At 73.9% G+C, this 25,712-nt stretch carries 22 protein-coding genes and 1 pseudogene; 19 read left to right on the top strand and 4 right to left on the bottom strand.

Features of this window, described 5'->3' with window-relative positions; genetic code table 11:
- Positions 1-9: 9 nt before the first annotated feature.
- Positions 10-801 carry a winged helix-turn-helix transcriptional regulator gene (locus C2142_RS10760; protein WP_241002501.1) on the bottom strand — a complete coding sequence of 264 codons (792 nt, stop codon included), beginning with the start codon at positions 799-801 and terminating at the stop codon, positions 10-12.
- Between C2142_RS10760 and C2142_RS10755 the strand changes: the two genes are divergently transcribed.
- The 5 genes from C2142_RS10755 (at position 775) to C2142_RS10735 (ending at position 6,863) form a co-directional block, all read left to right on the top strand.
- Complete coding sequence (locus tag C2142_RS10755) at positions 775-1,074, top strand: ABC transporter permease (RefSeq protein ID WP_162600487.1); 300 nt, start codon at positions 775-777, stop codon at positions 1,072-1,074. The genes C2142_RS10760 and C2142_RS10755 overlap by 27 nt on opposite strands.
- Before the next feature lie 115 nt (positions 1,075-1,189).
- On the top strand, positions 1,190-2,125 hold the full coding sequence (locus tag C2142_RS10750) for an ABC transporter ATP-binding protein (RefSeq protein ID WP_148642429.1): 936 nt from the start codon (positions 1,190-1,192) through the stop codon (positions 2,123-2,125).
- On the top strand, positions 2,122-3,099 hold the full coding sequence (locus tag C2142_RS10745; RefSeq protein ID WP_241002500.1) for an ABC transporter permease: 978 nt from the start codon (positions 2,122-2,124) through the stop codon (positions 3,097-3,099). Before C2142_RS10750 ends, C2142_RS10745 begins: the two co-directional genes overlap by 4 nt.
- Positions 3,100-3,379: 280 nt before the next feature.
- Positions 3,380-4,681, top strand: a complete 1,302-nt coding sequence (locus C2142_RS10740; RefSeq protein ID WP_148642428.1) for a hypothetical protein — start codon at positions 3,380-3,382, stop codon at positions 4,679-4,681.
- Positions 4,682-5,342: 661 nt separating this feature from the next.
- Complete coding sequence (locus C2142_RS10735) at positions 5,343-6,863, top strand: hypothetical protein (RefSeq protein ID WP_162002452.1); 1,521 nt, start codon at positions 5,343-5,345, stop codon at positions 6,861-6,863.
- 43 nt (positions 6,864-6,906) lie between these two features.
- On the opposite strand, the gene C2142_RS10730 is transcribed toward C2142_RS10735, so the two are convergent.
- A complete protein-coding gene (locus tag C2142_RS10730) occupies positions 6,907-7,827 on the bottom strand; it encodes a peptidase (protein ID WP_206670978.1) in 921 nt (306 codons plus the stop codon).
- Between the two features lie 178 nt (positions 7,828-8,005).
- Entirely contained in the window at positions 8,006-8,428 is a 423-nt protein-coding gene (locus C2142_RS10725; protein WP_206670977.1) for a hypothetical protein, read from the bottom strand.
- A 799-nt stretch (positions 8,429-9,227) separates the two neighbouring features.
- Between C2142_RS10725 and C2142_RS10720 the strand changes: the two genes are divergently transcribed.
- The 12 genes and pseudogenes from C2142_RS10720 (at position 9,228) to C2142_RS10665 (ending at position 22,101) form a co-directional block, all read left to right on the top strand.
- Positions 9,228-10,097: a virginiamycin B lyase gene (locus C2142_RS10720; RefSeq protein ID WP_206670976.1), complete on the top strand. Its 870-nt coding sequence runs from the start codon at positions 9,228-9,230 to the stop codon at positions 10,095-10,097.
- A 528-nt stretch (positions 10,098-10,625) separates the two neighbouring features.
- Positions 10,626-10,796, top strand: a complete 171-nt coding sequence (locus C2142_RS10715; protein WP_153882772.1) for a hypothetical protein — start codon at positions 10,626-10,628, stop codon at positions 10,794-10,796.
- A pseudogene (locus C2142_RS10710) lies at positions 10,766-11,280 on the top strand (IS5 family transposase); the annotation flags it as partial. The gene C2142_RS10715 and the pseudogene C2142_RS10710, both read left to right, overlap by 31 nt.
- A gap of 203 nt (positions 11,281-11,483) precedes the next feature.
- The gene (locus C2142_RS10705; RefSeq protein ID WP_148642425.1) at positions 11,484-11,924 is read left to right on the top strand and encodes an SRPBCC family protein; all 441 of its coding nucleotides are present in this window, start codon (positions 11,484-11,486) and stop codon (positions 11,922-11,924) included.
- Between the two features lie 141 nt (positions 11,925-12,065).
- Positions 12,066-13,220 (top strand): glycosyltransferase, encoded by a 1,155-nt coding sequence (locus C2142_RS10700; RefSeq protein ID WP_148642424.1) that lies wholly within the window; start codon positions 12,066-12,068, stop codon positions 13,218-13,220.
- Positions 13,221-13,546: 326 nt separating this feature from the next.
- The gene (locus C2142_RS10695) at positions 13,547-15,091 is read left to right on the top strand and encodes an exopolysaccharide biosynthesis polyprenyl glycosylphosphotransferase (RefSeq protein WP_148642423.1); all 1,545 of its coding nucleotides are present in this window, start codon (positions 13,547-13,549) and stop codon (positions 15,089-15,091) included.
- Between the two features lie 5 nt (positions 15,092-15,096).
- Positions 15,097-16,422 (top strand): O-antigen ligase family protein, encoded by a 1,326-nt coding sequence (locus tag C2142_RS10690; RefSeq protein ID WP_241002499.1) that lies wholly within the window; start codon positions 15,097-15,099, stop codon positions 16,420-16,422.
- Positions 16,419-18,128, top strand: a complete 1,710-nt coding sequence (locus tag C2142_RS10685) for a lipid II flippase MurJ (protein ID WP_148642422.1) — start codon at positions 16,419-16,421, stop codon at positions 18,126-18,128. The genes C2142_RS10690 and C2142_RS10685 overlap by 4 nt, the downstream gene beginning before the upstream one ends.
- Positions 18,118-19,017 carry a polysaccharide deacetylase family protein gene (locus C2142_RS10680; protein ID WP_241002498.1) on the top strand — a complete coding sequence of 300 codons (900 nt, stop codon included), beginning with the start codon at positions 18,118-18,120 and terminating at the stop codon, positions 19,015-19,017. The genes C2142_RS10685 and C2142_RS10680 overlap by 11 nt, the downstream gene beginning before the upstream one ends.
- Complete coding sequence (locus C2142_RS10675) at positions 19,014-20,129, top strand: glycosyltransferase (RefSeq protein ID WP_148642421.1); 1,116 nt, start codon at positions 19,014-19,016, stop codon at positions 20,127-20,129. Before C2142_RS10680 ends, C2142_RS10675 begins: the two co-directional genes overlap by 4 nt.
- Positions 20,130-20,194: 65 nt before the next feature.
- The gene (locus tag C2142_RS10670) at positions 20,195-20,941 is read left to right on the top strand and encodes a hypothetical protein (RefSeq protein ID WP_148642420.1); all 747 of its coding nucleotides are present in this window, start codon (positions 20,195-20,197) and stop codon (positions 20,939-20,941) included.
- Entirely contained in the window at positions 20,938-22,101 is a 1,164-nt protein-coding gene (locus C2142_RS10665) for a GNAT family N-acetyltransferase (protein ID WP_148642419.1), read from the top strand. The genes C2142_RS10670 and C2142_RS10665 overlap by 4 nt, the downstream gene beginning before the upstream one ends.
- Before the next feature lie 59 nt (positions 22,102-22,160).
- On the opposite strand, the gene C2142_RS10660 is transcribed toward C2142_RS10665, so the two are convergent.
- Positions 22,161-23,396 (bottom strand): glycosyl hydrolase, encoded by a 1,236-nt coding sequence (locus tag C2142_RS10660; protein WP_241002497.1) that lies wholly within the window; start codon positions 23,394-23,396, stop codon positions 22,161-22,163.
- A 355-nt stretch (positions 23,397-23,751) separates the two neighbouring features.
- Here C2142_RS10660 and C2142_RS10655 point away from each other — a divergent pair, with 355 nt between their 5' ends.
- Together C2142_RS10655 and C2142_RS39600 are read left to right on the top strand one after the other, a co-directional pair.
- Entirely contained in the window at positions 23,752-24,681 is a 930-nt protein-coding gene (locus tag C2142_RS10655; RefSeq protein ID WP_148642418.1) for a hypothetical protein, read from the top strand.
- 233 nt (positions 24,682-24,914) lie between these two features.
- Positions 24,915-25,712, top strand: a 798-nt coding sequence (locus tag C2142_RS39600) for an ATP-binding cassette domain-containing protein (RefSeq protein ID WP_241002496.1), incomplete at its 3' end; no start/stop codon positions are given.

Below are 25,712 nucleotides of genomic sequence, written 5' to 3'. Positions count from 1 at the left end.
CCGGCCACCCTAACCCGGCAGGCCCGGCGCGCGGAGGGCCACCTCGCGGGCGTCCGCGAGTGCCTGCCGGACGGCGCCCGGGATGTCGGTGACCGGGAAGAACGTCCGGCGCACCACCCGTTCGCGGTCCAGCACCAGCACCGCCCGCTTCAGCCGCAGGCCCTGGCCGACGTGGAAGGTGGGCAGTCGCAGTGCGGCCGTCAGCCGGACGTCGAGGTCGGAGAGGAGCGGGAACGGGATGGCCTCGGCCTCGGCGAACTCCCTCTGCTCGTCCGGCCGTTGGATGGAGACCCCGCGCAGTGCCAGGCCGGCCGCGCGGAACTCGGGGTACGCCTCGCGGAACAGCCGGTTCTCCAGCGTGCAGCCGACCGCGCCGGGGATGTCCCCCCAGTCGGCCGGCAGCGGCGCGGGCCGCCCGGTGGCGGGGTAGCAGAACAGCACGGTGGCGCCGGCCGCCGGGTCGACCGGGTCCAGCTCGCCGCCGGTGTGCGCGGGCAGGGTGAGCTCCGGCAGCCGGGTGCCGGGCAGCGCGGCGAGGCGGGCGGTCTCGGCGCTGTCGGGTGCGGCCGAGCCGGAGAGCGTGCCGTCGCCGAGCAGCCAGCGGTCGGCCCAGTCCTGCATCGCCACCAGCACCGGCAGCAGCCCGCGTCCGGACTCGGTGAGCCGGTACTCGTACCGGACCGGCCCGCTCTGGTAGGGCACCCGTTCCAGGACGCCGGCCTCGGTGAGGTGGCCGAGCCGTTCGGTGAGGACCTTCCGGGAGATGCCCAGCTCGTGCTGGAGTTCGCGGGCGAGGCGCACATCTCGCAGAACACCGTCTTCCTCGCCGTCTCGCTGCTCTGCGGCATCACCTTCCCCAACAGCTACCTGCCGGCGCCCGCCCAGTGGCTGGCCGAACTGCTGCCCGTCACCCCGGCCATGGACGTCCTGCGCGACGCGCTCGGCCAGGGGCGGCCGTTCAGCGACCTGCTCCCGCGGCTCGTCACCTGCCTCGCCCTCAGCGCCGGCTGCCTGCTGCTCGGCCTGCGGCTGCTGCCCGCCGCCGAACGCCGCGCCGTCGAACGGGGCTTCTGATCCCTGAACTGGACGACCCACCGCGGGACCGCACCGCACCGCCGGCCGCGCCCGACTGCCGACCGCACCGCCGACCGCACCCGCACCCCGCCGCCGACTTCGAGGAGCCGCTGACGTGATCCGCACCCGCGCCCTGCGCAAGACCTTCCGCACCCGGGACAAGGGCCTGTTCGGCCCGCGCACCGTGAAGACCGCCGTGGACGGCCTCGACCTGGAGATCCCGCCCGGCCGGGTCACCGGCCTGCTCGGCCTGAACGGCGCCGGCAAGACCTCCACCATCAAGATCCTCGCCACCCTGCTCCGGCCCACCTCCGGCACCGTCACCCTGGACGGCCTGGACGTGGTCGGGTACGCCCGTGAGGCCCGGCGCCGGATCAATCTGATCGCCGGCGGCGAGCGGATGGTCTACGCCAAGCTCACCGGCGCCGAGAACCTCCGCTACTTCGGCCACCTCTACGACGTCCCCAACCCCGTGCTGCGCCCCCGGATCGGTGAGCTGCTGGAGCTGGTCGGCCTCACCGGCGCCGCCGACACCCCGGTCGAGCGGTACTCGCGCGGCATGACGCAGCGGCTCTCGATCGCCCGCGACCTGCGCCGGATGGTCGCCGCCCTCGCCGCCGAGGGCCGGGGCGTGCTGCTCACCTCGCACTACCTGACCGAGGTCGAGGAGCTCTGCGAGCACGTCTACGTGATCTCCGGCGGCCGCCACCTCGCGGCCGGCAGCCCGGCGGAGCTCAAGGCGGCGACCGGCAGTCACCGCAGCGTCCGGGTCACCGTCACCAACCCCTCGCCCGCGCTGGAGTCCGCGGTCGCCGGCTTCACGGCCGGCCTGGGCGTCCGCGCGCAGCTGGAGACCACGGGGGAGGGCGCCCTGCTGGTCACCGTCCGCCACCCGGAGGACGTGGCCGGGCCGCTGGCCGGGGCGATCGTCGCCGCCGGAGGGGCGATCGGCGGCCTGGAGGTCACCGAGGCCAGCCTGGAGGACGCCGTCCTCGCGCTCACCGGGGCGGCGCCGGCCCCCGCGCACCCCCGGTCAGCGGTGGCCGCGTGACCCGCCTGCCGTCCACCGAGGCGCAGCTGCTCGGCCTGGCCGACCGGAGCCTGCGGCCGCCCCACGCCGCCGGCCGCACCCTTCCGCCGCCGCGCCCCGGCGCCACCCGCCGCCCCCGGCCGCGGCCCGGGAGCCGGGACGGGGGCCGCGCCCTGCGGCACGCCGGCAAGGTGTTCGCCGCCGAGGCGCTGAAGCAGCACCGCACGATGTTCGGCCAGCCGCTCGTGGTCGCGTCGATGCTGGTCTGGCCGCTGCTCCAGCTCGCCGCCACCTACTACACGCTGCACCCGATCGCGGCCGGGTCGGCCGCCGCCGCCCGGTGGCCGCTCGCCGCCGACCCGGGCCGGCTGCTCGGCTTCCTCGCCACCGGTGCGCTGGCCTGGGCGTTCTTCTTCTCGCTCGTCCAGTCCGCCTGGAACTTCGCCTACGAGCGCACCACCGGCACCCTGGAGCTGCTCTTCCTCTCGCCCGCCGACCGGCTGGTCCTGATGCTGGCCAACGGCGCCGGCGCGCTGGTGCAGAACGCCTGGCTGCTGACCTGCTTCCTGGGTGCCGCCGCGTTCGGCTTCGGCGCGCTGGACGTCGCCGGGCCGTGGATGTACCCGGTGGTGCTGCTGGCCCTGCTGCTGCCCGCGGTGGCCTGGGGCGCGCTGCTCAACAGCCTGATGGTGTTCTCCCGGGACTCCGCGTTCGTCTACACCGTGCTGGACGACCCGATGTGGTTCGTCGCCGGCGTCCGGCTGCCCGCCTTCGCCCTGCCCGGCGTGCTGCGGGTGCTCGGTGCGGCGCTGCCGCTGACCGGCAGCCTGGCCGTGGTCCGCGGCGCCCTGTTGGAGGGCGAGGGGCTCGGCGAGCTGGCGCCGGGCCTGGCCTGGCTGGCGGCGCTCTGCGCGCTGCTGACGGCGGGCGCGGTGCTGGCCCTGCGCCTCGGCGAGGCGCGCGCCCAGCGCACCGGAGGCCTCCGGCTGGCCTAGTACTGCAACGCATCTGGCGTGACCGACGGCCCTGTCCTCGTGGCTGTGGCTGCGGCCGCGGTTCTCGGCCCGCGACCACCGTTCGCGGCTGATCACCTGAATGCCGGGGCGCATCTGCTCAACGCGGCAGGGCGGGCTAACGCGCCTCCTTCGTCTCCGCGAGTCATCGACTGCGGAAAGTAGCGGCCGGACTACCGTGGGGTCACTAGGTGTGATCTTGGGCCGCTCCGCGTCACTCCCGGTCTTGGGGCGGGCCACCACGGCCGAAAAGGGTGTGCCCATGCAGTTCGCTTCCAGTCGTTCCCGCCTCAGCAGGGCCCTTGTGGCGATGTGCGGGACGTCCGCGCTGCTCGCCTCGTCTGCCATGGTCGGCTCCAGTGCCGCCGCCGAGGCGCTCTCTCCCGGGAGCAGCCCCTCCGGCGGAGGCGAGGTCATCACCGTGACGACCGCCAAGGTCGGCGCGCCCGGGAATCCCGCGGTGGGTGTCGTCCCGTTCACGGACGCCGTCTACCAGTCGTGCGCCGACGCCCCCAAGACCTCCGGCGACTGTCTGATGGTCGGCGGCGTCGGCTACCCCTACGAGATCGGGCAGCTCGAGGTCACCGTCGAACAGTGGGTGGCGTTCCTGAACACGGTCGATCCGAGAGGCCGCGATTCCCGTGGTCTCTACGACGAGACCGAGAGCTCGTCGGCGTGGCCGAAGTACGGCCAGATCAACTTCTCCCCCGCGGCCCCCCGCGGCCGCCACTACTCGGTGGCGTATGCGGAATGGGCGGACAAGCCGTACGGATTCGCGAACTTCCTGAGGGCGGCGCGCTTCGCCAACTCGCTCTACAACGGTCGGCTGATCTCCAAGAAGGCCGGCAGCGACGGCAGCTTCGGCTACGTCAGCTACCAGGTCGAACTGTCGGCGCGAACCGAGAGCGGGATGTACGACCTCGGTCGCCCGGAGGCGACCCGATCCCGTGATTCCGGCTTCGTCGTACCGAGCCAGGACGAGTGGATCAAGGCGGCCTACTACGACCCGAGCGGCGGCGGCACCTACTCCTACTGGAAGTACCCGACCAACGCAGGAGTCTTCGGCGACGGTGACGCGACCGCCCCTCACCCCACCGTCCTCAACCCCACCACCGGCGACGTCACCAACGTGACGAACCAACCACTGGCCTCGTACCACGCCCCCGGCCAGCCCGCACCGAGCTGGTGCCCGGGCCAGGTGCCGTCCGAGACATGTTCCACCGTCAACCCGATCGGGCTGGACCCCCTGGCCTACGCCGCCCTCTACCAGGGCAGCCTCAGCACGGTCGGCCGGACGAGGAGCACCTCGCCGTGGGGCACTCTGGACCAGGGTGGCAACGCGGTCGAATGGACCGACACGATCACAGCGCCCCCGTCCGGACGGAACTCCGTGCGGGTCTGGCGGCGGTTGCACGGCGGCATCTCCAATGCGTCGGCCTACCAGATGTGGCCCTCGGCGGTCGGACTGCAACCGCAGGACAACGTGTTCTACAACCACACCTACCCGTGGCTGGGCATCCGGATCGGCGTGATCGGCGACCTGAAGGTCGGCTGGCCTCGGTGAGAACACCGGTGCCGCCGTCCTGGCGCTGGGCCCGCAGGGCCGGCTCGCCGGGTGGGCCGCCCTCCGTTGTTCCATCGGATCACGGTGAGCACCGGTTCGAGCGGGCCGGCTCGGCCGGGTGATGTCTGACCGGCCGTCGCCGTCGCGTCCTCGGCCGGCAGACCGCCGCCCTGGCCACGGCCCTGGGCTCCGATCGGGGACAGCGGTCCGAGGCCGGAGGGCAGGCGGGTCGACGCCGGCACAGTGACCGTCACCGGCTCGTCCATCCGCAGCAACGCCGCCGCCGCCACATGCGGCGGCGTCCGGAACGGCGGCATTCTCATCCTCGACAACGCCTCGGTCATGCTCACTGCACCGAGAGCCCGGTCATCGCGACCGGCCGCACCGCACAGCCCCCTCGGCAGACCGCCTTCACCGGCCGGCCCGGCCCGAGCCCCTCCGCGTGGGACGGCCGGTGAACGGCGGTCTGCGCCACGGCGGAGCCGGTCCCGGTCGACGTGCGGACGGCTCCGTCGACCTGTTCCTGCAGGGCCTGCCGAGCGCATGAGGACGGCGGCGTTCGGGGCGGGGCAATCCGGCGGCCAGGATCCCGACACGCTGAACTGGCATCACTCGTACAGAAACCAGCGTCCAATATGGCGTATTTGATACGTTTTGAGCCATGTTGAGGATCGTGGACGTGACGGCACGACTCGCCGCTAAACGCTCAGGTATCGCCCGGCTGGGCGCTGACCGGCCGGTGGGCAGCAGTCAGGGGCCGGCCGGTGCGCCGGTATGGCGTCCCGGCGTACTCCAGGCCCCGGGTGCCGGCCGTCCGGTCGCGAGCGGACATATCCGCACCCGCAGGCGGCGCCGCCTGCCACACGCGGTCTGTGTCATGCTCCTTGCCCTCACGTCCACGCTGACCTTGGTCGTCATCGGCCCGTCCGGCACCGCCCGGGCCGCGACGGCGTGTACGGCGAGTCTGTGCGTCCTCAACCCGAGCGCCGCGGACGCCCTGTACGTCCACCCCGGCAGCGTGCAGGTCACCGGCAGTATTCTGGTCAACTCGACGAACAGTCAGGCCGCGCTCGTCAGCGGCAGCACCTCGGTCACCGCGACCGGGGGCACTATCGGCGGCCCGGCTGCACCGGCCGGCTTCGCCACGTCGGCCGGCGGCTCGTACAGCCCGGCCCCGACCAACCAGCCCGCCGTCACCGACCCGTACGCCGCCCTGGCCCAGTGCCCGGCCGCGGCGGCCTGTCCCACGACACCGAGCCTGCCGTATCCCGTCGTCAACCATGTCACCGGGAACCAGACGATCAGCCCCGGGGTGTACACCAGCATCTCGTCCCTGGCCGGCACGCTCACGCTCAATCCCGGCACGTATGTCGTCACCACCGGCCTGACGATCTCCGGCGGGAAGCTGGTCGGCACCGGGGTGACGATCTACCTCGCCTGCCTGACCTACCCGGTGGCGTGCGCGGTGCCCACCAGCGGGGCGTCCTTCACCGACCAGACCGGAGGCAAGTCCACCCTCAGCGCACCGGCCACGGGGGCCTTCGCCGGTCTGACGGTCATCGCCGACCGCAACAACACCGCGGCCGTCACGGTCTCCGGAAACGGCACGTGGATCACCGGCGGCGGCGCGGTCTACCTCGCCTCGGGGAAGCTGGCGGCCACATCCGGAGGCAAGGCCAGCTTCACCCGCGCGGTCGTGGACACCGTCGAGACCAGTGGCAGCAACAGCTCCCAGCTCGCCATCATTCCGACCACGGGCACGTTGTCGATCAGCGTGCCGTCCGCAGCGTCCCTCGGCAGCGCGGCGCCCGGTGGCACCGTCAGCGCGGCCCTCGGCTCGGTGACCGTCGCGGACCAGCGAGGACTGGCCACCACCACGTGGACGGCGACGGTGTCGGCCACGAACTTCCACACCGGCGGCGCCACGTCCGCCGAGACGATCACCACCTCGAACGTCTCCTACTGGTCCGGGCCCGCGACGAACACGAACGGCACCGTGACGGTCACGCCGGGCCAGGCCGATGCCTCGGCCAAACAGACGCTCGGCAGTTCGAGAACCGCCTTCGGCTGCACCGGCAACGGGAGCAACTCCACGAGTTGGAGCCCCACGGCGGTGATCACGATCCCCGCCGCCGCGGTGGCCGGCACCTACACGGGGACCGTGACCCACTCCGTCGCCTGATGGCGCCCCCGCCGACGAACGCGCATACCGGCGCGGGCCGGGTTCAGCCCGCCGGTCTGCGGCGCACCACCCCGTAGCCGCAGGCGACCAGCAGGACGACGGCTGACACGCCCACGGTGATGCCCGGCATCATCGAAGCGGAGTCCGCCGCGTCCGGAGTGACCGACGCGCCGGCCTGGGAGCCGCTGGGGAAGGTCACGGTGGCCGTGACGGTGTGTTGGACCAGACCGCTGGCCAGTGTGAGGCGGACCTTCCAGGGGCCGTCGGGAAGCTTCCTGTCCAGGAGGACGGTGACAGGCTCGGTGTCGCCAACGCCCAGTGTGGTGCCGAGGTCCGCCGTGAAGGGACCGGCGCTGAGCGATCCCGGCCCGTCGGTCATCGACATGGATCCGGTCAGGTCGAGGGCGCGCTTGCCGGTGTTGTGGACCTTGGCCACCACCTTCGGGACGCCGTCGGGCGCGCGCGCGGGAGTCAGTCCCTCGATCTGGAAGTCGGACGGCGGCTCGCCTCCGGGACCGACATCGAGGTAGATCCGGACTCCCACGCGGTTGACCAGGCGGACGTTCCCAGCCGGGCCGGCACGGCCCGCGACCTGCGCCCAGAAAACCGCGTACCGCTCGCCGGCGGACGCCTTCGACGGCACCCGGACGCTGACCCGGACCGTGACCGTGCTGTGCGCCGGGACGTCGCGCACGGCGGACGGCGGTGCGGACGGCCGGGCGGTCCCTGCCGTCTCCGGTGTGCCGCAGTCCGTCGCCCCGGCGGCCACGTCCGACTCCGAGGTGCAGTCGTCCACCGAGACCCAGGTCGTGAGCTCGTTCGGAGTGCGGTCGGCCTCGGCGGCGAAGGTGCCTCCGTCGATCGAGGCCGCGCCCGCGTAGAGGTCGACGCGCTGGTCGACATCGGAGGTGTTCGTCACCTGCACCCGGCGGTGGATGACGCTGCCGGGCGCGAGGTGGTCCACGATGTACAAGTGTGCGCGCGGGTCGGGTTCACGGTCCCGGGGCGCGTCGAGCAGTTTGAGGCCGATGCTGTTCTCGGCGGCGGAAGGCGGCGTATCGCCCCGTGCGCCGGCCGCAGCGGCGCTCGGGCCGTAGGCCAATGCGAGCACCGCTGCGGCCGTGCACAGCAGGCGGGCCGGGCTAGAGGATCGAATGTGTCACCGTTCCGGTGTAGACGCCGTTCACCGCGCTGGCCGGGACCGCGACGATGAGGGTGGGGTTCCAGGTCGCGGAGTTGTTGCCGGTGCCCCCGGCGAGGCCGTAGGCGGTGTGGCTGCTGTCGAGGGTCTGGGCCTGGCCCGCCGTGGCCTGACCGGGCGTGAAGACGCCCAGGCCGGAGGTGGCGCTCGCGGTTCCCGACCAGTAGGAGACCGCAGTGGCCGGGATCGTCTCCGCGGGTGAGCCCCCGCCGGTCGTGAAGCTGCTGGAGATCGCGGACGCGGTCCAGGAGGCCGTGAGCAGGGCTCGGGTGTCGGTGGCAGTGACATTGCCCAGTTGTCCGCTGACGGAGCTTCCGGGCAGCCCGCTCCCCAAGCCCGCCGAGCCGGGGACGGAGATCGCCAAAGAACCACCCGAGACAGAGAACGTGACCGTCGTGTCTCCGGGCGCGGCGCTGGCTATTCCAGCGACGGCGACAACTATCGCGGCTCCGGCGGCCACGGAATATCGGATACGCATGGGCTCTCCTTCGTCGTCCAGGCCTGGAACGGCAGCGATACGAGTGCCGCCCCAGTAGCGACTCATATGATTATCCGCACACGCACGACGGCCAAACGTCGTTCCCTCGTTCGGTCGAACGCGGCCACGAGAGGGCCTCGTTCGGATGGGACCGGGAAGCGAACGCATCATCGACCGTCAGAAGGGCTTGCGAAATACAGTCATACGAGAGGCGATCTACCGGAGTCCCGAAGGAAGTCCGAGGAGATTTCACTCCAATCACTGTTTTTGACGTCGACTCAGTGGGGATTGTACGTGTGCAGCGCTCCCGCGAAAGCGATATCGGCCTGAGCCGCGTGTTGCGGTATCGGGCGGCTGCGCCGCCTCTCCCTACAAGCCCGTCGCCGGTGATGCGTGTCATGCCGGCGCTCCGGCTCCGCGGTGTCCTTCGGAAAGGTGTCCCATGTCCCACCGTCCCGGCCGCCTCAGGCGGCTCTATCGTGCGCTCGCCGTCCTGGCCTTGACGGCCGCTGTCGGCGCGCCCGGCAGCGTCGCCTTCGGTGACTCCCCGCAGAATCCCAGACCCGTGCACCCGTGGGTGAAGTCCTGCCTCCGGCACCGGGGGCCGGCGGGGCTCGTGAGCTGCCTCGGGAAGCACGACCGACCGAGGGCGTCACAGCCCCGACTGACCTCTACCGTCGCCGAATTGGCGACCCCCACCGGCGATTCGGCCCCGGTCGGCATCACCGCGGGGCCGGACGACGCCCTGTGGTTCACCGAGAACGCCGCAAACAAGGTGGGGCGCGTCACCACGACCGGCACGTTCACCGAGTACTCGGTGCCCACCGCCGGCGCAGGGCCGGCCGAGATCGTCGCCGGGCCGGACGGCGCCCTGTGGTTCACCGAGACGAACACCGACAACATCGGCCGGATCACCACCGGCGGTACCTTCACCGAGTACGCGCTCCCGACCTCGGGCGCCTACCCGTGGGGCATCACCGTCGGGCCGGACGGCGCCCTGTGGTTCGCGGAGCCGGGCGCCAACAACATCGGCCGGATCACCACCGGCGGCACGGTCACCGAGTACGCGGTCCCGACCTCGGGTGCCTACCCGCTGAGCATCACCGCCGGGTCGGACGGCGCCCTGTGGTTCACCGAAGTGCTGACCGGGGGCATCGGCCGGATCACCACCGGCGGCACGGTCACCGAGTACGCGGTTCCCGCACTGGACTCGCTGCCCATCGGCATCACCTCAGGGCCGGACGACGCCCTGTGGTTCACCGACGCGGGAGCAGCGCAGATCGGAAAGGTCACCACCGCGGGCGTGTTCACCGGCTATGACCTCACCGATGTCCTCTTCCCGTTCCCGTGGGGCATCACCACCGGGCCGGACGGCGCCCTGTGGTTCACCGAGAACGTCGGCAACGACATCGGGCGGATCACGACGACGGGGACGATCTCCGAGGTGTCGATCCCGACCTCCGGCGCGAGCCCGTTGGAGATCGCCACCGGCTCCGACGGCAACCTCTGGTTCACCGAGAACACCGTGAGCCAGATCGGAACGGTAACCCCCTGACAGTGCCGGCGGGGTGAACAGCCACCCGGCCGGTCCCCGCTCCGCCAGACCCCGGCGGAGCGGGGACCGGCCGGGTGGCCTGTCCGCGTGGATCAGCCCCGTGACGAGGTCAGGGCAGGGCGACGAAGGGGGCGAGGGACGTCCGGGCGACCGGGGTGCCGAGCCGGTAGGAGACGTTGGTCGCGTACACGGGCCGTCCCCGGTGATGGCGGTGGCGACCAGCCGGCGCCTCCCGTCGATCTGGGCGAAGTCCAGCCCGCCGGAGTCCCCGTAGCACGCGCCGCCTTTGCCCTGCGGCGCGGTCATCGCCAGGCGCACCCACGGAGTGTCGAACGCGTCGAAGGTCACCGGGGCCTTCACCCGGGTGGGTCAGCCGGCCGGGGCCGCGCCGGGCCTCCTGGGTGCCGAAGCCGGCCACCGCGAACGATGTGGCGTTCAGTTGCTGCGGGCCGAGCGCGTCGAGCTTTCCGGCCGTGGGCAGGGCGGCCGGCGCCCACCCTGGTGCTTTCGGTGGGCCGAGCGCGCATCATGGCGCCCGACAAGCATCCGCATCCCGTCGTGCTGGCGCCGGACCTGCGGATCACCACCGTATGGGTGGGCGACAGCGTCGTGCGCGCGTTCACCGGGGACCTGCACCTGGACAACGAGCACCACGTGCGACGTGCCCTCGAGAGGCCCTCGGCCGGGGACCGGCCGTGACCGCCGTCCACCTCTCCGGCGTCCGGCTGTTCATCTCCAGCGGTTTGAAAGCTCACACCGGGCAACATCAACGACGCCACCGCGTTCGGCCGGGTCCTCGACGGGATCCGTGTCCCGCGCGCCGGCACGGGCCGCCCGCGCACGACACCGGAGCGCGTGCTGGGCGACAAGGCCTACTCGAGCCGTGCGATCCGCCACCTGCTGCGGCGCCGGGGCATCGCCGTCACGATCCCCGAGCGCCGCGACCAGGTGGACAACCGCCGACGGCGCGGAGCCCTCGGCGGCCGGCCGCACACCTTCGACCGGATCCTCTACCGCGACCGCAACGTGGTCGAACGATGCTTCGCCCGCCTCAAGCAGTTCCGTGCGATCGCCACGCGCTACGACAAGCTCGCCGACCGCTACCGCGCCGGAGTCGTCCTGGCCTCACTGATCCTCTGGCTCCGCGAACCGGCCAGATGATCATTTGTCAGACACGCCTTAGGGCCTGCCCTGCCGGCCCTTGCAGGGCCCGCGGCGTTGTCGTCGGTCGCCGAGGCTCAGCATCTCCTCCCTCCTCCGCCCTGCGGTGCACGCACCCTGACGCCGCGGCCTGATCCGACAAGATCGGCCGGGCGGGCCCTGAAGCCCCTGCTGTGGTTGGCTTGCCGGTGAAACCGCAGTCCGAGGAAGAAGGAGAGCAGGACCATGGGACAGGTGCAGGCCACCACCGAGCACGTCTACGACGCCACCCCCGAGCGGGTGTACGAGGCGCTGGCCGACTATCAGGTGACCCGCCCCAAGCTGCTGCCGGCGCAGTACAGCGAGTACGAGGTCCGGGTCGGCGGCACCGGTGCGGGTACCCAGGTGCACTGGAAGCTCCAGGCCACCGAGAAGCGGATCCGGGACTGCCTGTTCACCGTCTCGGCGCCGACGCCGGACCAGCTGGTGGAGAAGGACGCCAACTCCAGCATGGTGATCACCTGGACGGTCTCCGCGGTCGGCGAGGGCCGGTCCAAGGTCACCGTCTCGGCGACCTGGCAGGGCGCAGGCGGCATCGGCGGCTTCTTCGAGCGGACCTTCGCCCCGAAGGGCCTGAACCGGATCCACGACCAGGTGCTGGCTGCCCTGGCCGCCACGGTCCGCTGACCCTGCCGCCCAACCCGGGCATTTCTTCGAGGAGTTCGTCCACCCGTACGACCGCCAATCCGTACGGGTGGACGGCCGCCACCTGCGGGTGACGGCAGGCCCCCGGCGGGGCGGAGTCACCCTAGGCTCGCCGCCGTGCATATGACGATCCTTCACATTTCACAGCCCGTCGACGGCGGAGTCGCCCGCGTCGTCGTCGACCTGGTCCGCGGCCAGCGCGAGGCCGGCCATCGGGTGCTGGTCGCCTGCCCGCGCGGCGGCCGGCTGGCCGGGGAGGCTGCCGCGGTCGGCGCGCTGGTGCACGACTGGCCCGCCCGCCGGTCGCCCGGCCCGGCCACCGCCGCCGAGGCGTGGCGGCTGCGACGGATCGTCCGGGCCGCCGCGCCCGACATGGTCCATCTGCACAGCGCCAAGGCCGGCCTGGCGGGCCGGCTGGCCATCCGGGGCGCAGTGTCGACCGTCTTCCAGCCGCATGCCTGGTCGTTCGCCGCGGTCGACGGCGCGTCGGCCGCCGCCGCCCTGCGCTGGGAGCGGTACGCGACCCGCTGGGCGCACCGGCTGCTCTGCGTCAGCGTCCAGGAGCGGGCCGACGGCGTCGCGGCCGGCCTGCACGCCGACTGGGCGGTGGTGCCCAACGGTGTCGACGTCCGCCACTACGCGCCGGCCGAGCGGCGGGCGGCCCGGATCGCGCTCGGGCTGGACCTGGACGCCCCGCTGGCGGTCTGCGTGGGCCGGCTGTGCCGGCAGAAGGGCCAGGACGTGCTGCTCGCCGCCTGGCCCGAGGTGCTGCGTCGGGTGCCGCAGGCCCGGCTTGCGCTGGTCGGCGGCGGTCCGGACGGGGCCGGCCTGGCCGACATCGTGCGGGAGTCCGCCGAGCCGTCCCGGGTCCGGCTGGCCGGGGACGTCCCGGATCCGCGGCCGTGGTTGGCGGCGGCCGACCTGGTGGTGCTGCCGTCGCGCTGGGAGGGGATGGCGCTGGCCCCGCTGGAGGCGATGGCGGCCGGCCGCCCGGTGCTTTTGACCGATGTGTCCGGGGCCCGGGAATGCCTCCCGCCGGCCGAGCGGAAGCAGGCCGTGGTGCCGTCCGAGGATGCCGATGCGCTCGCCGCCCGAATGGCCGAAGCGCTGTCCGATCCGATCGAGTGCGAGCGGCGCGGCGCACGCCTGCGCGACCATGCCGCGGCCCGCCATGACGTGCGATCGGTGGTCGAACAGGTGGACGCGCTCTACCGGGACCTACTGGGGGCCGGGCCGGCGGCGGGACGGCGTCGGGCCCGTGTCCCGCAGCGGATCTGATCGTTTCACATGCCGTGAATGCCGGTCGCTCTGGCGCTGCCGTATTCGCACCCTCAACCGGTTGCGGGCGAGGCGTGGAGTCAGAATTACCTATTAATGGGCGGCTGGAATGAGATGGCAAGTCAACTTCCGGCATTCGAGCCCGCGTTCGGTGATGTCTGATTTTGCCTGCATCATTTCGATTTCGCGCCGGAAATTCGCGAGAAAGCCGCCAGCGGCAGCAGGAGCTGTCAGGACCGCGCCCACCGGGCCGGGACGGCCGGTCTGGGCCGACCGGCGCCGGGAGGCCGTCACTCCGGATACACAGCAGGGGAGTTCGTGCGCTGATGACCATTGACCACAACAGCGTGCCACGGCCCGGCCGGCCCCCCTCCGGCGGGCACCGGCTCCCCTCCGGCGGGCACCGGCCCGCCACCGGCCTGCTCGACCGCCCGGCCCGGTCCGCCCAGACCCGCAGCGCCCCGCCGGTCCGCCGCCACCGCCGGCCGGTCCGCTCAAGGCTCGCCCTGCCCGCCGCCCTGGCCGCGGTCGACGCCTTCGCGCTGTGCAACGCCACCGGGATCGCCAACCGCGCGCTCGACCCGGCGGTCCGGGTCGAGCCGCTGCTCGGCGTGGCCGCCCTGCTGCCGCTGCTGCTCGTGCTCAACCTGGCCGCCGGCCTCTACCGCACCCGGCTCACCCTCTCCGTCCTCGACGAACTCCCCGCGCTGACCGTCCGGGCCGTGGTCGCCACCGCCTTCGCCGTCACCCTCGCCGGCTGCCTCGGCGGACGCTGGCCCGACTGCGGACCCGCCACCCCGGCCCGGCTCACCGCCCTGCTCGGCGCCCAGCTGCTGCTCGCCGTCTGCGGCCGCGCCCTGCTCTACCACCTGGTCCGCCGGATCCGCCGCAGCCACCCCAGCCCCGTCCTGGTCCTCGGCGCCGGCCGGCTCGGCCGCCGTGTCGCCGCCGCACTCAGCGAGCGCGGCGAGTACGGGATGCGCCCCGTCGGCTTCCTCGACCCCGACCCGCCGCTGCTGGCCGGCGACACCGACCTGCCGGTGCTCGGCGGCCGCGAGGTGCTGGAGCGCGAGATCCGCCGCCACCGCGTCCACCACGTCGTCGCCACGGCCGGCGCCGCTGACGAGGCCGAGACCGCCGCCGCCCTGCGCGACGCGGCCCGGCTCGGCTGCCAGGTCTGGCTGGTGCCCGCCCTGCGCGAGTACGGCTCGCTGGAGACCGGCCGCCACACCGGCGGCGACCACCTCTGGGGCTTCCCCTGCCTGCGGGTCGGCCGCCCGGCGATGCGTCGCCCCGGCTGGGCCGCCAAGCGCGCCCTGGACGTCACCGCAGCCGGCCTCGGCCTGCTCGCCCTCGCCCCCGTGCTCGTGCTGTGCGCACTCGCCGTCCGCTTCGACACCGGCCCCGGCGTGCTCTTCCGCCAGCAGCGCACCGGGCTGGACGGCCGGGTCTTCACCGTCCTCAAGTTCCGCACCCTGCGTCCCAGCAACGAGCACGAGTCGGCGACCCGCTGGAACATCTCCCAGGACCACCGGATGGGCGCCGTCGGCAAGTTGATGCGCCGCAGCTCCCTCGACGAGCTGCCGCAGCTGTGGAACGTCCTGCGCGGCGACATGAGCCTCGTCGGCCCGCGCCCCGAGCGCCCCTACTTCGTCATGCGGTTCAGCCGGGCCTACCCCGAGTACGCGGACCGCCACCGCGTCCCGGTCGGCCTCACCGGCCTCGCCCAGGTCAACGGCCTGCGCGGGGACACCTCGATCGAGGACCGGGCCCGCTTCGACAACCGCTACATCGAGAGCTGGAGCCTCTGGCAGGACGTCAAGGTCCTGTGCCGCACGGCGGCCCTGATGCTCCACCCGGACGGGAGCTGACCCGCGTGGCCCTCACCCTCACCGCCGTCCCCGAACCCGCCCGGGCCTTACGCCGGGCCGGGACGGCCCTCCTGGAACGGCCCAGCCTCCTCGCCGCCGCCACCGTTCTGCTGGTCTGCGTCCCCACCGGCGAGAAGGACGTCACCGCCGCCGTCCACATCACCGCCGCCGACCTCGCCTCGCTCGCCCTGGTCGCCCTCACCGCCGCCGACCTGCTGCGCGGCCGCACCCCCGCGATCGGCCGGACCGCCGCCGTCCGCTTCGGCGCGATCGTGGTCGCCGCCGCCGTCGCCACCATCGGCTCGATCGACCCGGCCACCAGCCTCACCGGCTTCGTCCGGCTCGCCCAGGTCTTCGTCCTGCTGCCCGTCGCCGTCCTCTGCGCCCTGCGCGACCGCACCGACCAGCGGCTGGTCCTCGGCTCCTTCGTCGCCGCGGCGCTGATCCAGGGCGTGGTCGGCGCCCACCAGTACCTCACCCGGACCGGCGCCTCCTACACCGGCCGGCCGATCCGGGCCGTCGGCACCTTCGGCGCGCTCGACATCATGGCGATGTCCACCGTCGTCAGCTACGGCCTCCTCGCCGCCCTCGCCCTCGCCCTCGGCGAACGGCACCCCGGCGGCGGCCGCCGGCTGCGCCGCGCCATGTACGCGGCCGCCGCCTTCCTCGCCTTCCCGCTCGCCGTCTCCTTCAGCCGCGGCAGCTGGATCGCCACCGGGGCCGCCGCTACCGTCCTGCTGCTGCGCGCCGACGCCCGGCTCGCCGTCCGCAGCGCCGTCCTCGCCCTGGCCGCCGGCGTGGTGCTGATCGGCGGCCTCGGCCTCGGCGGCTCGGGCGTCACCGCCCGCCTCACGTCGATCGGCTCCGTGTCGGCCGCCCCCGACCAGTCCGTCTCCGACCGCTACGACCTCTGGTCCACCGCCGGACGCATTTGGCAGGACCACCCGGTCGGCGGCGCCGGGCCCAAGGCCTTCCAGCAACTGCGCGACAGCCACGCCCCGCTGCGGCTCTCCTCCGGCAGCGACGCCGCCGACGCCACCATCGGCTTCCAGCGCGAACCGCTGCTCTCCCCGCACAACATGTACTTCCTGGTCCTCAGCGAACAGGGCCTGATCGGCATCGTCGCCTACCTCGCCCTCTTCCTCGGCCTGCTCCTCGGCTGCCTCCGCCGCGCCACCGGCCCCGGCCTGGCGGCACTGGCCCTGCTGGTCTGGGTGCTGGTCGACTTCCTCTACGCGGACATCGGCGGCACCACCACCGTGCTGACCTCCGTCGTCCTCGGCCTCGCCGCCCGTGCCGCGCGCGCAGCCGGCCCGGAGGCCACCCGATGACCACCGACCGGCCGGCCGCGCTCACCCCCACCCTCCCGGCCCCCCGGCCCGTACCCGCGGCCGAGACCCACACCGCCCCCCGGCGCGGTTTCCTCGCCAAGGCCTTCGGCGTCACCGCCGTGCTCAGCGCCGCCGGCTCCGGCCTCGGCCTGCTCCGCGACCTGCTGCTGGCCCGCTACTTCGGCGCCAACCAGGGCACCGACGCCTTCCTGGTCGCCTGGACCGTGCCGGAGACCGCCGCACCGCTGCTGATCGAGGACGCCATGTCCTTCCTCATGGTGCCCGCCTTCGCCCTCGCCCTGGTGTTGCGCGAGGAGCGCCCCGACGGCCCCGACCCGGTCCGCCAACTGGTCCGCGCCACCCTGCCCTGGCTGCTGCTCGCCCTGAGCGCGCTCTCCCTCGGCACGGCACTCGGCGCCGACCGGCTGGTCGACCTGCTCGCCCCCGGCCTGGCCGACCCCGGCCTCGCCGTCACCTGCACCCGGATCACCGCGTTCACCGTGCTGCCCTTCGGCGTGGCCGGCTACCTCGCCGCCGCGCTGAGGGCCCATCACCGCTTCACCGCCCCGGCGGGCATCTACGTCGCGTACAACCTCGGCATCCTCGGCGTGCTGCTCAGCTGCCACGCGCTCTGGGGCGTGCGCTCCGCCGCGATCGGCGTCGCGCTCGGCAGCCTGCTGATGGCGGGCCTGCTGGTCGCCCCGTTCCTGCGCCAGCTGCGCTCCGGCCGTCCCGCCACGGGCCGCCGCTCGCGCCACGCGCTGGTGCTGATCCCGTTCGCCCTGCTGCCGGTGGCCGCGTTCACCCTGACCCGGCAGGCCCAGGTTTTCATCGAGCGCTTCCTCGGCTCCGGGCTGCCGCCCGGCACCATCTCGCACCTCAACTACGCCGCCAAGGTCTCCCAGCTCGCCATGACCGCGGCCATCCTGATCTGCACCGTCACCTTCCCGCTGGTCGCCCGGGCGCTCGCCGCCGGGGACCTCACCGCCGCCCGGGACCGGGTCGAGAAGGACCTCGGACAGGCCGCCGCCGTCGTCCTGCTCGGCACCGCCTTCCTGCTCGCCTGCGCGCCCCCGGTGGTCGCGCTGCTCTTCGAGCGCGGCGCCTTCGGCCCGCAGGACACCGCCGCCACCGCCGCCGTCATCCGGGTCTACAGCTTCGGCCTGCCCGCCCAGGCACTGATCGGCGTGATGATCCGCCCCTACTTCTCGCTCCGTCCGGTGGTCCGCCGGGCCGGCGACCCGGGCATCGACGACGGCGGCCGTCGGCTGCTCGACTGGTACCCGGCCGCCGCCATGGTGCTCGGCCTGGTCGTCACCGTCACCGTCGGGCTGCTCACCACCCCCCGCCTCGGCGCCCTCGGCCTGGCCGCCGGCAACGCGGCCGGCATCACCACCACGGCCGCGCTGCTGCTGCGCGGCCTGGTCCTGCGCGGCATCGCGCTGCGCCTGCGGATGGTCCTCGGCGGCCACGCCCGGCTGCTGGCCGCCGCCGTGGGCGCGGCGGCCCTCGGGACCCCCGCGGCGGCGCTCGCCACCGATCCCCTGCTCTCGACACTGCTCGGGGGCCTCACCGTGGCGCTGGCCTTCGTCGCCCTCGGCACCGGCCTCGGTGCCCGCGAGGTGCGCGGACCGGTCCTCGCCGCCGTCCGGGCCCTGTGCCCGCCACCTGTTGCCGATGAAGGGAAGCTTCCCCATGGACGTTGAACGGGGTTCCGTCCGTTCGGCCCTGTCGGGCGTTCGCCGCGCAGCCGTGCCGACGGCAGGCGGCTCACGCGCCGACGCGCCGCGCACCGGCGTCTGCCGTCCCCAGGCACAGCTTCCCGGAAGCCGCCGCCCCGCGGCCGCCCCGCCCGGCCCGCAGGGCGCCTCGCCGTGGATCCTGATGTACCACTCGGTGGCGGTCGAGGAGGAGGACCCGTACCAGCTGACCGTCAGCCCCGAGCGGTTCGCCGAGCAGATCGCCTGGCTGCACCGGCGCGGCCGCCGCGGCGTCTCGGTCCGCGAGCTGATGCGCGCCCGGGCCGCCGGTCAGGACGACCGGCTGGTCGGCCTCACCTTCGACGACGGCTACGCCGACTTCGCCCGGTACGCCGTACCGATTCTTCAGGCGTACGGCTTCACCGCCACCGCCTACGTGGTCGCCGACCTGCTCGGCCGGGCCAACGACTGGGACGTCGAGGGCCCCCGCAAGAAGCTGCTCACCGTCCAGGAGGTCACCGAACTCGCCGCCGCCGGCTGGGAGATCGGTTCGCACGGCCTCGGCCACCAGTCGCTCCCCGGCCTGCCCGCCGCCGCCCTCGCCATCCAGACCCGGGAGAGCCGCCGGGCCCTGGAGGAGGTCGTCGGCGGTCCGGTGACCGGCTTCTGCTACCCGTACGGCGCGGTGGACCTGCCCGCCACCCAGGCCGTCCGCGACGCCGGCTACGACTACGCCTGCGCCATCGCCCACTCGCCGCTGACCGGCCGCTACGCGCTGCCCCGCTGCTACGTCGGCGACCGCGACGGTGCCTGGCGGCTGCGCGCCAAGCGCGGCCGGCACCGGTTCCGCGACACCGTCACCGAGCTGCGGCGCAACCGGAGGTCCGGGCGGTGAGGGTGCTGCACATCGTCACCGGCCTCGCCTCCGGCGGCGCCGAGCGCCAGCTGCAGCTGCTGCTGCGGCACCTGCCGGCGCACCAGCACTGCGAGGTGGTCGCGCTGACCAACCCCGGTACGGTCGCCGCCGCGCTGCGCGCCGAGGGAGTCACCGTCCACCACCTCGCCATGCGCGGCAACCGGGACGTCGGCGCACTGCCCCGGCTGGTCCGGCTGATCCGCGCCGGCCGCTACGACGTGGTGCACACCCACCTCTACCGGGCCGGCCTCTACGGGCGCCTCGCCGCCCGCCTCGCCGGGGTCCGGGCGGTGGTGGCCACCGAGCACTCGCTGCACGCCGGGGTGATCGAGGGCCGGCCGGTCACCCGGGGCGTCAAGGGCCTCTACCTGGCCGCCGAACGCCTCGGCACCACCACCGTGGCGGTCTCCCGGCAGGTCGCCCAGACCCTGCACGCGTGGGGCGTCCCGCAGGCCCGGGTCGAGCTGATCCCCAACGGCATCGACACCGCCCGCCACCACCGGCCGGGCGCCGACCGGGCCGCCGTCCGGGCGCGGCTGCGCGCCGAGCTAGGTCTCCCGCCGGGCGCCTGGGTGGTGGGCGGGGTCGGCCGGCTGGTGCCGGGCAAACGCTTCCACGTCCTGCTGGAGGCGCTCGCCGAGCTGGACGGCGCGGCCCGCCTCGTCCTGGTCGGCGAGGGCCCCGAGCGCGCCGCCCTGGAGCGGCGGGCCGCCGAACTCGGCGTCCGGGACCGCCTGGTCCTCACCGGCGAGCGCGACGACGTGCCCGAACTCCTCACCGCCCTGGACGTGCTGGCCGCCCCCTCGACCGCGGAGACCTTCGGCCTCGGCGTCCTGGAGGGTCTTGCCGCGGGCCTTCCCGTCCGCCACAGCGCCTGCCCGGCGCTGGACGAACTCCCGCCCACCGCCGCCCCGCAGGCCCGCCGGATCCCCTCCTACGCCGCCGCCTACGCCGCCGCGCTGGGCGAGCTGCGCCACCTCAACGACCACAGCACCGACCCGCTGCCCCGGCCCCCGGCCGTCGGCCACTACGACATCGCTCGGGTGGCCGCCGACCTCGGCGCCCTCTACGACCGCCTGGCCCCCGCCTGAGCCGCCGGCCGCCCCCGGAACACCCCGCCGCCGGCCGGACGGCCCCCATACCCAAGGAGCACCCCATGCCCGAACCGCGCCGAAGCGCCCGCAGCCTGGCCCGCCGCTGGTGGCCGCTGGTCCTCGCGGTGCCGCTGGGCGCCGCCGGCGGCGCCGGGTACGCCGCGGTGGCCCACCCCTCGTACGCCGCCAACTCCTACGTGATCGTGGTGCCGCAGAACCCGGGGGAGAGCGCCACCGCGGTCAACTTCGCCCAGGCGTACGGCCGGCTGGCCGGCCAGCCCCAGGTGCTCGCGGTGGCCGCCGCCGAGACCGGCCACAGCCGGACCCGGCTGGAGTCCCTGGTGCACGGCACCACCTCGCCGGACGCCCCGATGATCGAGATCACCGGCACCGGCGGCCGGCCGCAGGAGGCCGTCCAGGCCGCCGACGCGGTGGCCCGCTCGCTGGTCGCCTTCGCCAACGCCAGCAGCAAGGAGACCGGCGTCAGGCTGGTCCCGCTGGCCCCCGCCGCCGAGCCGGACCGGCCGACCACCCCCTCCGCCCAGCTGGACGTCGCGGTGGGCGGCGCGGCCGGCCTGCTGATCGGCGCGCTGGTGATGACGACCCGCCGCCGCGGCGGTACCGGGTCCGGGCCGGCCGCCGGGCCCCTGCCGACCACCCCGCGCCCGCGCGGCGAGGAACCCCCGGCCCGGGACGACGCCCCGGCGGAGCGGGCGGCGGAGCCGGAGGAGCCCGGGGCCCCCGAGAAGCCCGGGAGGGGCGAGAAGGCCGGGAAGGGCGAGAAGGCCGCCGCCGGGAGCGGGCGGTGAGCACCGAGGCCGCCCGGGGGACCGGTCTGTCCGCCCGGTCCGCCGCACCGCGCTGGACCACCGAGCTGCGCGGGGAGGACGACGCCCTCGACACCCTCGCCGAGGAGTGGGACGACCTGGCCCGCCGCTGCCGGACGGCCACCTTCTTCCAGGCCGCCGCCTGGCAGCGCTCCTGGTGGCGCCAGTACGGCCGCCCGGGCGGGTTGGTGGTGCTGCTGGTCCGCCGGGACGGCCGGCTGGTCGGCGCCGGTGCGTTCCGGCGGCGCGGCGGCCCGCTCGGCGGCCTGACCGGCCTCGGCGGCGGCCTGATCGACTTCACCGACGTCCTGCTCGACGACGACTGCGCCGACCGGGCCGCCGCCGAGTTCGCCGCCGCCCTCCCGCTGACCCGCCCCTGGCACAGCCTGGAGCTGCGCGAGGTGCACCCCGGGGCGGCCGTGCAGCGGGTGTTCGAGCACTGGCGGGGCAGCCGGAGCCGGTTCGCCGACTCGCTCTGCCAGTACCTGCCGGGCGTGCCGATGGACCAGCTGCTCACCCGGCTGAAGGGCAAGACCGCCCAGCGCAACCGGGTGAAGCTGCGCAAGATCGCCGAAGCCGGGGTCGAGGTCCGCTCGACGCCGCCGGAGGAGGTGCCGGAGGCGATGGAGGGCCTGCTGCGGCTGCACTTCCTGCAGTGGCAGGAGCGCGGCGTCACCCCGGAGCACCGCACCGAGCGGTTCGCCCGCCACCTCGCCGAGTCCACCACCGGCCTGGTCGCCGGCGGCCGCGCCGCGGTCCACCGCTTCTGGCTGGACGGCGAGCTGGTCGCGGTGAACCTGCTGATGCTCTGCCCGTCCTTCAGCGGCCTCTACCTGTACGGTGCGCACCCGAAGCTGCGCGAGCGGCTGGACATCGCCGGGCTGCTGTTCAACGCGGCGCTGGAGGAGACGGTCTCGGCCGGAGTCCCGGTGATAGGCCTGCTGCGCGGCCAGGAGCCGTACAAGCAGCGCTGGCGGCCGGACCAGCTGCCGAACCAGCGGCTGCTGTTCGGCCCGCGCGGCCCGGCCCCGGCCGCCGCCGTCCGGGCCGGCCGGGTGCGGGCCCGGCAGGTCGCGGTGCACGTGCTGAACACCCGCCTGCCGAGGCTCAAGGAAGCGCTCCTGGCCCGCCGCCGGAGCTGACCGGGTGTGCGAGGTGCTCCAGCAGGAGGACGGTCCCGTAGGTGGCCCGCCCTCCGTCCTCAGCGCCGGGCGGGTACGCCGCCCGGCGCCTGACCCGGCGAAGCCGTGGGCGGGGCACCCGCCGGGGAGCCGGCCGGGGCGGACGGCGACGGGGCGGCCGATGGAGTGGCAGACGGAGCGGCCGACGCAGTGGCCGGGAGGGAGGGCGACGGAACGGCTGACGGGACGGGCGCCGGGGCGACCGGCGGCGGGATGGTCGGCGTCCCCTTGGAACCGGCCATCAGCTGCTTGAACCGGGCACTGGACCGAGGGTTCCTGTCGCACTGCCAGAACCCGTGCGGGCAGTAGTCGGTAACGGTCTGGTAGCTGGTGTCGTGGGTCCGCATCCACTCCACCATCCGCTGCACGAACTCCGGGTTGTCCCCGTTCCGGAACAGCCCCCACTCCGGGTACGAGACCGGCTTGCCGCGCTTGGCCGCGAACTCCACCTGGTCCTGGAGGCCGTACGGCTCGCGCACGTAGTCGTCGAAGGTGGCACCGGCCGGCTGGTCGTAGTTGTCCATGCCGATGATGTCGACCACGTCGTCCCCGGGGTAGCACCTGGTCCAGGGGATGGCGTCGACCCCCCGGTTCGGGGTGAAGTCGAAGCGGAACCGCTGCCCGGGCACCGAGCGCATCACCGAGACGATCCGCCGCCAGTACGTCTTCCAGGCGGCCGGGTCGGGCTTGCAGCGGTGGGTGTAGGTGACGCCGTTCATCTCCCAGCCGAGGGTGAGCACGGTGTCCGCCCCGCCGAGCGCGACCAGCCGGCGGGCCAGCTTGAGGAAGTACCGGTCGAAGTCCCCGTGGGCGCCCTGGGCCAGGAGCCTCGCCACCTCGGCGTCCGGCACGTCGGCCTCGTTTGGGACCAGCATCGGCACGCCGAGGACGAGCATCCGGGACGGGGCGGCCAGCCGCCACTGCGACCACATGCCGAGGACCACCGGGTCGCCCTCGATGTCGGCCCAGCCGTTTCCGGCCAGATAGGTGTGACCGACCTGCATGTCGGCATTGTTCAGCCACTGCGCGTACCGGCCGAGCTGGGGGATGTAGTTGTCCCAGGAACCGACGAAGGCGCCGAACGGCGGCTCGTGCTGCGGCCGCTGGACGACCGGCCGGGGAGCCGCGCCGCGCGGCTGGACGGCGTCGGAGGAGAGGCTGTGCCGTTCGGTCTGGCTGAGCGGCGTCCCGGCGGGGACGCTCGCGGTGGTCAGCAGCAGGGCGGCGGCGGCCAGCGTCAGGCGGCCGTATCGCATGGTGTCTCCTCCGGGCATCTCCGGGCGTCGCGGAACCGGGGCCGGAAGGACGGACCGTGGTGCCCCGATTGCAGACGGTAGGCCCATCGGGCGTCGGAAAAGCCGAATGTCGCCCTAAAGTGGGTGATATTCGAACGTTGTCCACGGCAACGTGGCGTGTATCACCTCTGTAACAGTCCGGAGGGCCGTGGGAGTCCTACCGTGGCGGGCCGCACGGGGCGGCGGCGGGCCCGACGGCGCAGGTCGGCGGGTAGGTCCGGGCGAGGGGCGTGATCCGGCCATCCCGCGTTCCGTCCTTCGGACGCCCGGCGAAGTCCGGCTGACTCGTGCGGGTGCTGAAAGGTACGCTCCGCCCGTGTCCTGGAAGCCGCTGCGTGTCCTCACCCCCCGATCGATCCTCCCTGCCCTGGCGGTGCTGCTGGTCCTTGTGGCGGGCGCGGCCGCGCACGCCAACAAGCCGGTGCCGTTCGGGGACCGGGTGGCCGAGCCGGGCGGAGCGGACGCCAGCCCGGTCAACGCGCAGTCGCTGAGCGCGGCCGATCTGGAGCTGAAGGTGGGCCCCGGCCTGGAGGCGTACAACCGCGCCACAGGTGACCACGCCTGGTCCTACCGCCGTGAGGGCGCCACCGCGCTCTACCTGTCGATGGCGGGGGAGAGCGCCGTGGTGGTCTGGGACGACGGCCTGGTCACCTCGGTGCGCCCCGGCGACCACGAGGTGCGCTGGCACCGCGCGGTGCCCGGGCTGGCGGACTGGCTGCGCGGCGACGGCGAGCCGGGCGCGGACAAGCGCACCGAGGAGCAGCGCAAGCAGCTGGCGACGGAGCGCGCCGCCGCGGCCCTGCACACCGTCCAGCAGGGCGCCCCCTGGGTGGCGGTGGTCACACCCAATCTGACGATGGGTTTCCGCGACGCCGACGGTGACCTGCGCTACAACTCCAAGCCGGCCGGCAACTGCGTCTACGACCCGATGCGTACGGTCGGCACCGACTACGCGGTGCTCGTCCCGCGCAGCTGCACCAACAGCACCGGCCAGCCGGTCTCCGGCGGCATCAGCGGCTACCGGCTGGACAGCACGGGCTGGCAGCTCAGCGCCGGCCCGGCGGTGTCGCTGAAGGCACTGGACGGCCGCCGGGTGCTGATCTCGGACGGCCCGATCGTCGGCCCCAAGGTGTTCGACACCAAGGCCGCCGCCCCCGAGTCGGCGTGCGGCAGCCCGTCCGAGCCGTTCGCCGCCGTCCGCCCGCAGGGCACCTGCGCGGCCCCGGAGGCCACCGAGCAGCCGTAGCCGCGGGTGCCCGTCACGGCCCGGCCCCCTGCGCGGCGGCCGGGCCGGTCATCCTCCGGGCCTCCTCGCGGGGCCCGGTAGACTTGCCGTCATGGCTGTTCTCTCCGGGCACTAGCGGGCGAGCGGCGCCGCCCCGAGCGGTCTGCCGGTCCACCGACGACGCCCCCCTTCCGCTGCCCCGGCCCTGTGCCCCGCCCAGGTGCCCGCCCACGTCCCAGGAGTAGTCCCCAGCCATGATTTCCGCCAACGCCCTTGAGCTGCGCGCCGGTGCCCGGGTCCTGATCGAGTCCGCGAGCTTCAAGGTCGCCCCCGGCGACCGGATCGGCCTGGTCGGGCGCAACGGCGCCGGGAAGACCACCCTCACCAAGGTGCTGGCCGGCGAGGGCCTGCCGGCCGCGGGCACGGTCACCCGGTCCGGCGAGGTCGGCTACCTCCCGCAGGACCCGCGCACCGGCGACCTCGACGTCCTCGCCAAGGACCGCATCCTCTCCGCCCGCGGCCTCGACACCGTGCTGAAGAAGATGCGCGAGAACGAGGACCGGATGGCGAACGGCAAGGGCGCCACCCAGGAGAACGCGATGAAGAAGTACGCGCGCCTGGAGACGGAGTTCCTCACCAAGGGCGGGTACGCCGCCGAGGCCGAGGCCGCCACCATCGCCGCCGCGCTGGGCCTGCCGGACCGCATCCTGGGCCAGCAGCTGCACACCCTCTCCGGTGGTCAGCGCCGCCGCGTGGAGCTGGCCCGGATCCTCTTCTCCGACTCCGACGTGCTGCTCCTCGACGAGCCCACCAACCACCTCGACGCCGACTCGATCGCCTGGCTGCGGGACTTCCTGAAGACGTACAAGGGCGGCTTCATCGTCATCTCGCACGACGTCGACCTGGTCGAGACGGTCGTCAACAAGGTCTTCTACCTGGACGCCAACCGCTCCGCGATCGACGTCTACAACATGGGCTGGAGGCAGTACCAGCAGCAGCGCGAGGACGACGAGAAGCGCCGCAAGCGCGAGCGGGCCAACGCAGAAGGCCGC

Origin of the sequence: Streptomyces sp. CB01881 (genome assembly GCF_002953255.1) — a bacterium.
Lineage (GTDB): Bacteria > Actinomycetota > Actinomycetes > Streptomycetales > Streptomycetaceae > Kitasatospora.
The sequence above is the reverse complement of the archived record's forward strand: the minus strand, read 5'-3'. Positions and strand labels throughout refer to the sequence as shown.

Bases quoted from the DNA above. Each gene is read 5' to 3' on its own strand.
- C2142_RS10740 (WP_148642428.1), top strand. From the start codon at position 3,380: ATGCAGTTCGCTTCCAGTCGTTCCCGCCTCAGCAGGGCCCTTGTGGCG.
- C2142_RS10735 (WP_162002452.1), top strand. From the start codon at position 5,343: ATGTTGAGGATCGTGGACGTGACGGCACGACTCGCCGCTAAACGCTCA.
- C2142_RS10715 (WP_153882772.1), top strand. From the start codon at position 10,626: ATGGCGCCCGACAAGCATCCGCATCCCGTCGTGCTGGCGCCGGACCTG.
- C2142_RS10705 (WP_148642425.1), top strand. From the start codon at position 11,484: ATGGGACAGGTGCAGGCCACCACCGAGCACGTCTACGACGCCACCCCC.
- C2142_RS10700 (WP_148642424.1), top strand. From the start codon at position 12,066: ATGACGATCCTTCACATTTCACAGCCCGTCGACGGCGGAGTCGCCCGC.
- C2142_RS10695 (WP_148642423.1), top strand. From the start codon at position 13,547: ATGACCATTGACCACAACAGCGTGCCACGGCCCGGCCGGCCCCCCTCC.
- C2142_RS10685 (WP_148642422.1), top strand. From the start codon at position 16,419: ATGACCACCGACCGGCCGGCCGCGCTCACCCCCACCCTCCCGGCCCCC.
- C2142_RS10680 (WP_241002498.1), top strand. From the start codon at position 18,118: ATGGACGTTGAACGGGGTTCCGTCCGTTCGGCCCTGTCGGGCGTTCGC.
- C2142_RS10670 (WP_148642420.1), top strand. From the start codon at position 20,195: ATGCCCGAACCGCGCCGAAGCGCCCGCAGCCTGGCCCGCCGCTGGTGG.
- C2142_RS10660 (WP_241002497.1), bottom strand. From the start codon at position 23,396: ATGCGATACGGCCGCCTGACGCTGGCCGCCGCCGCCCTGCTGCTGACC.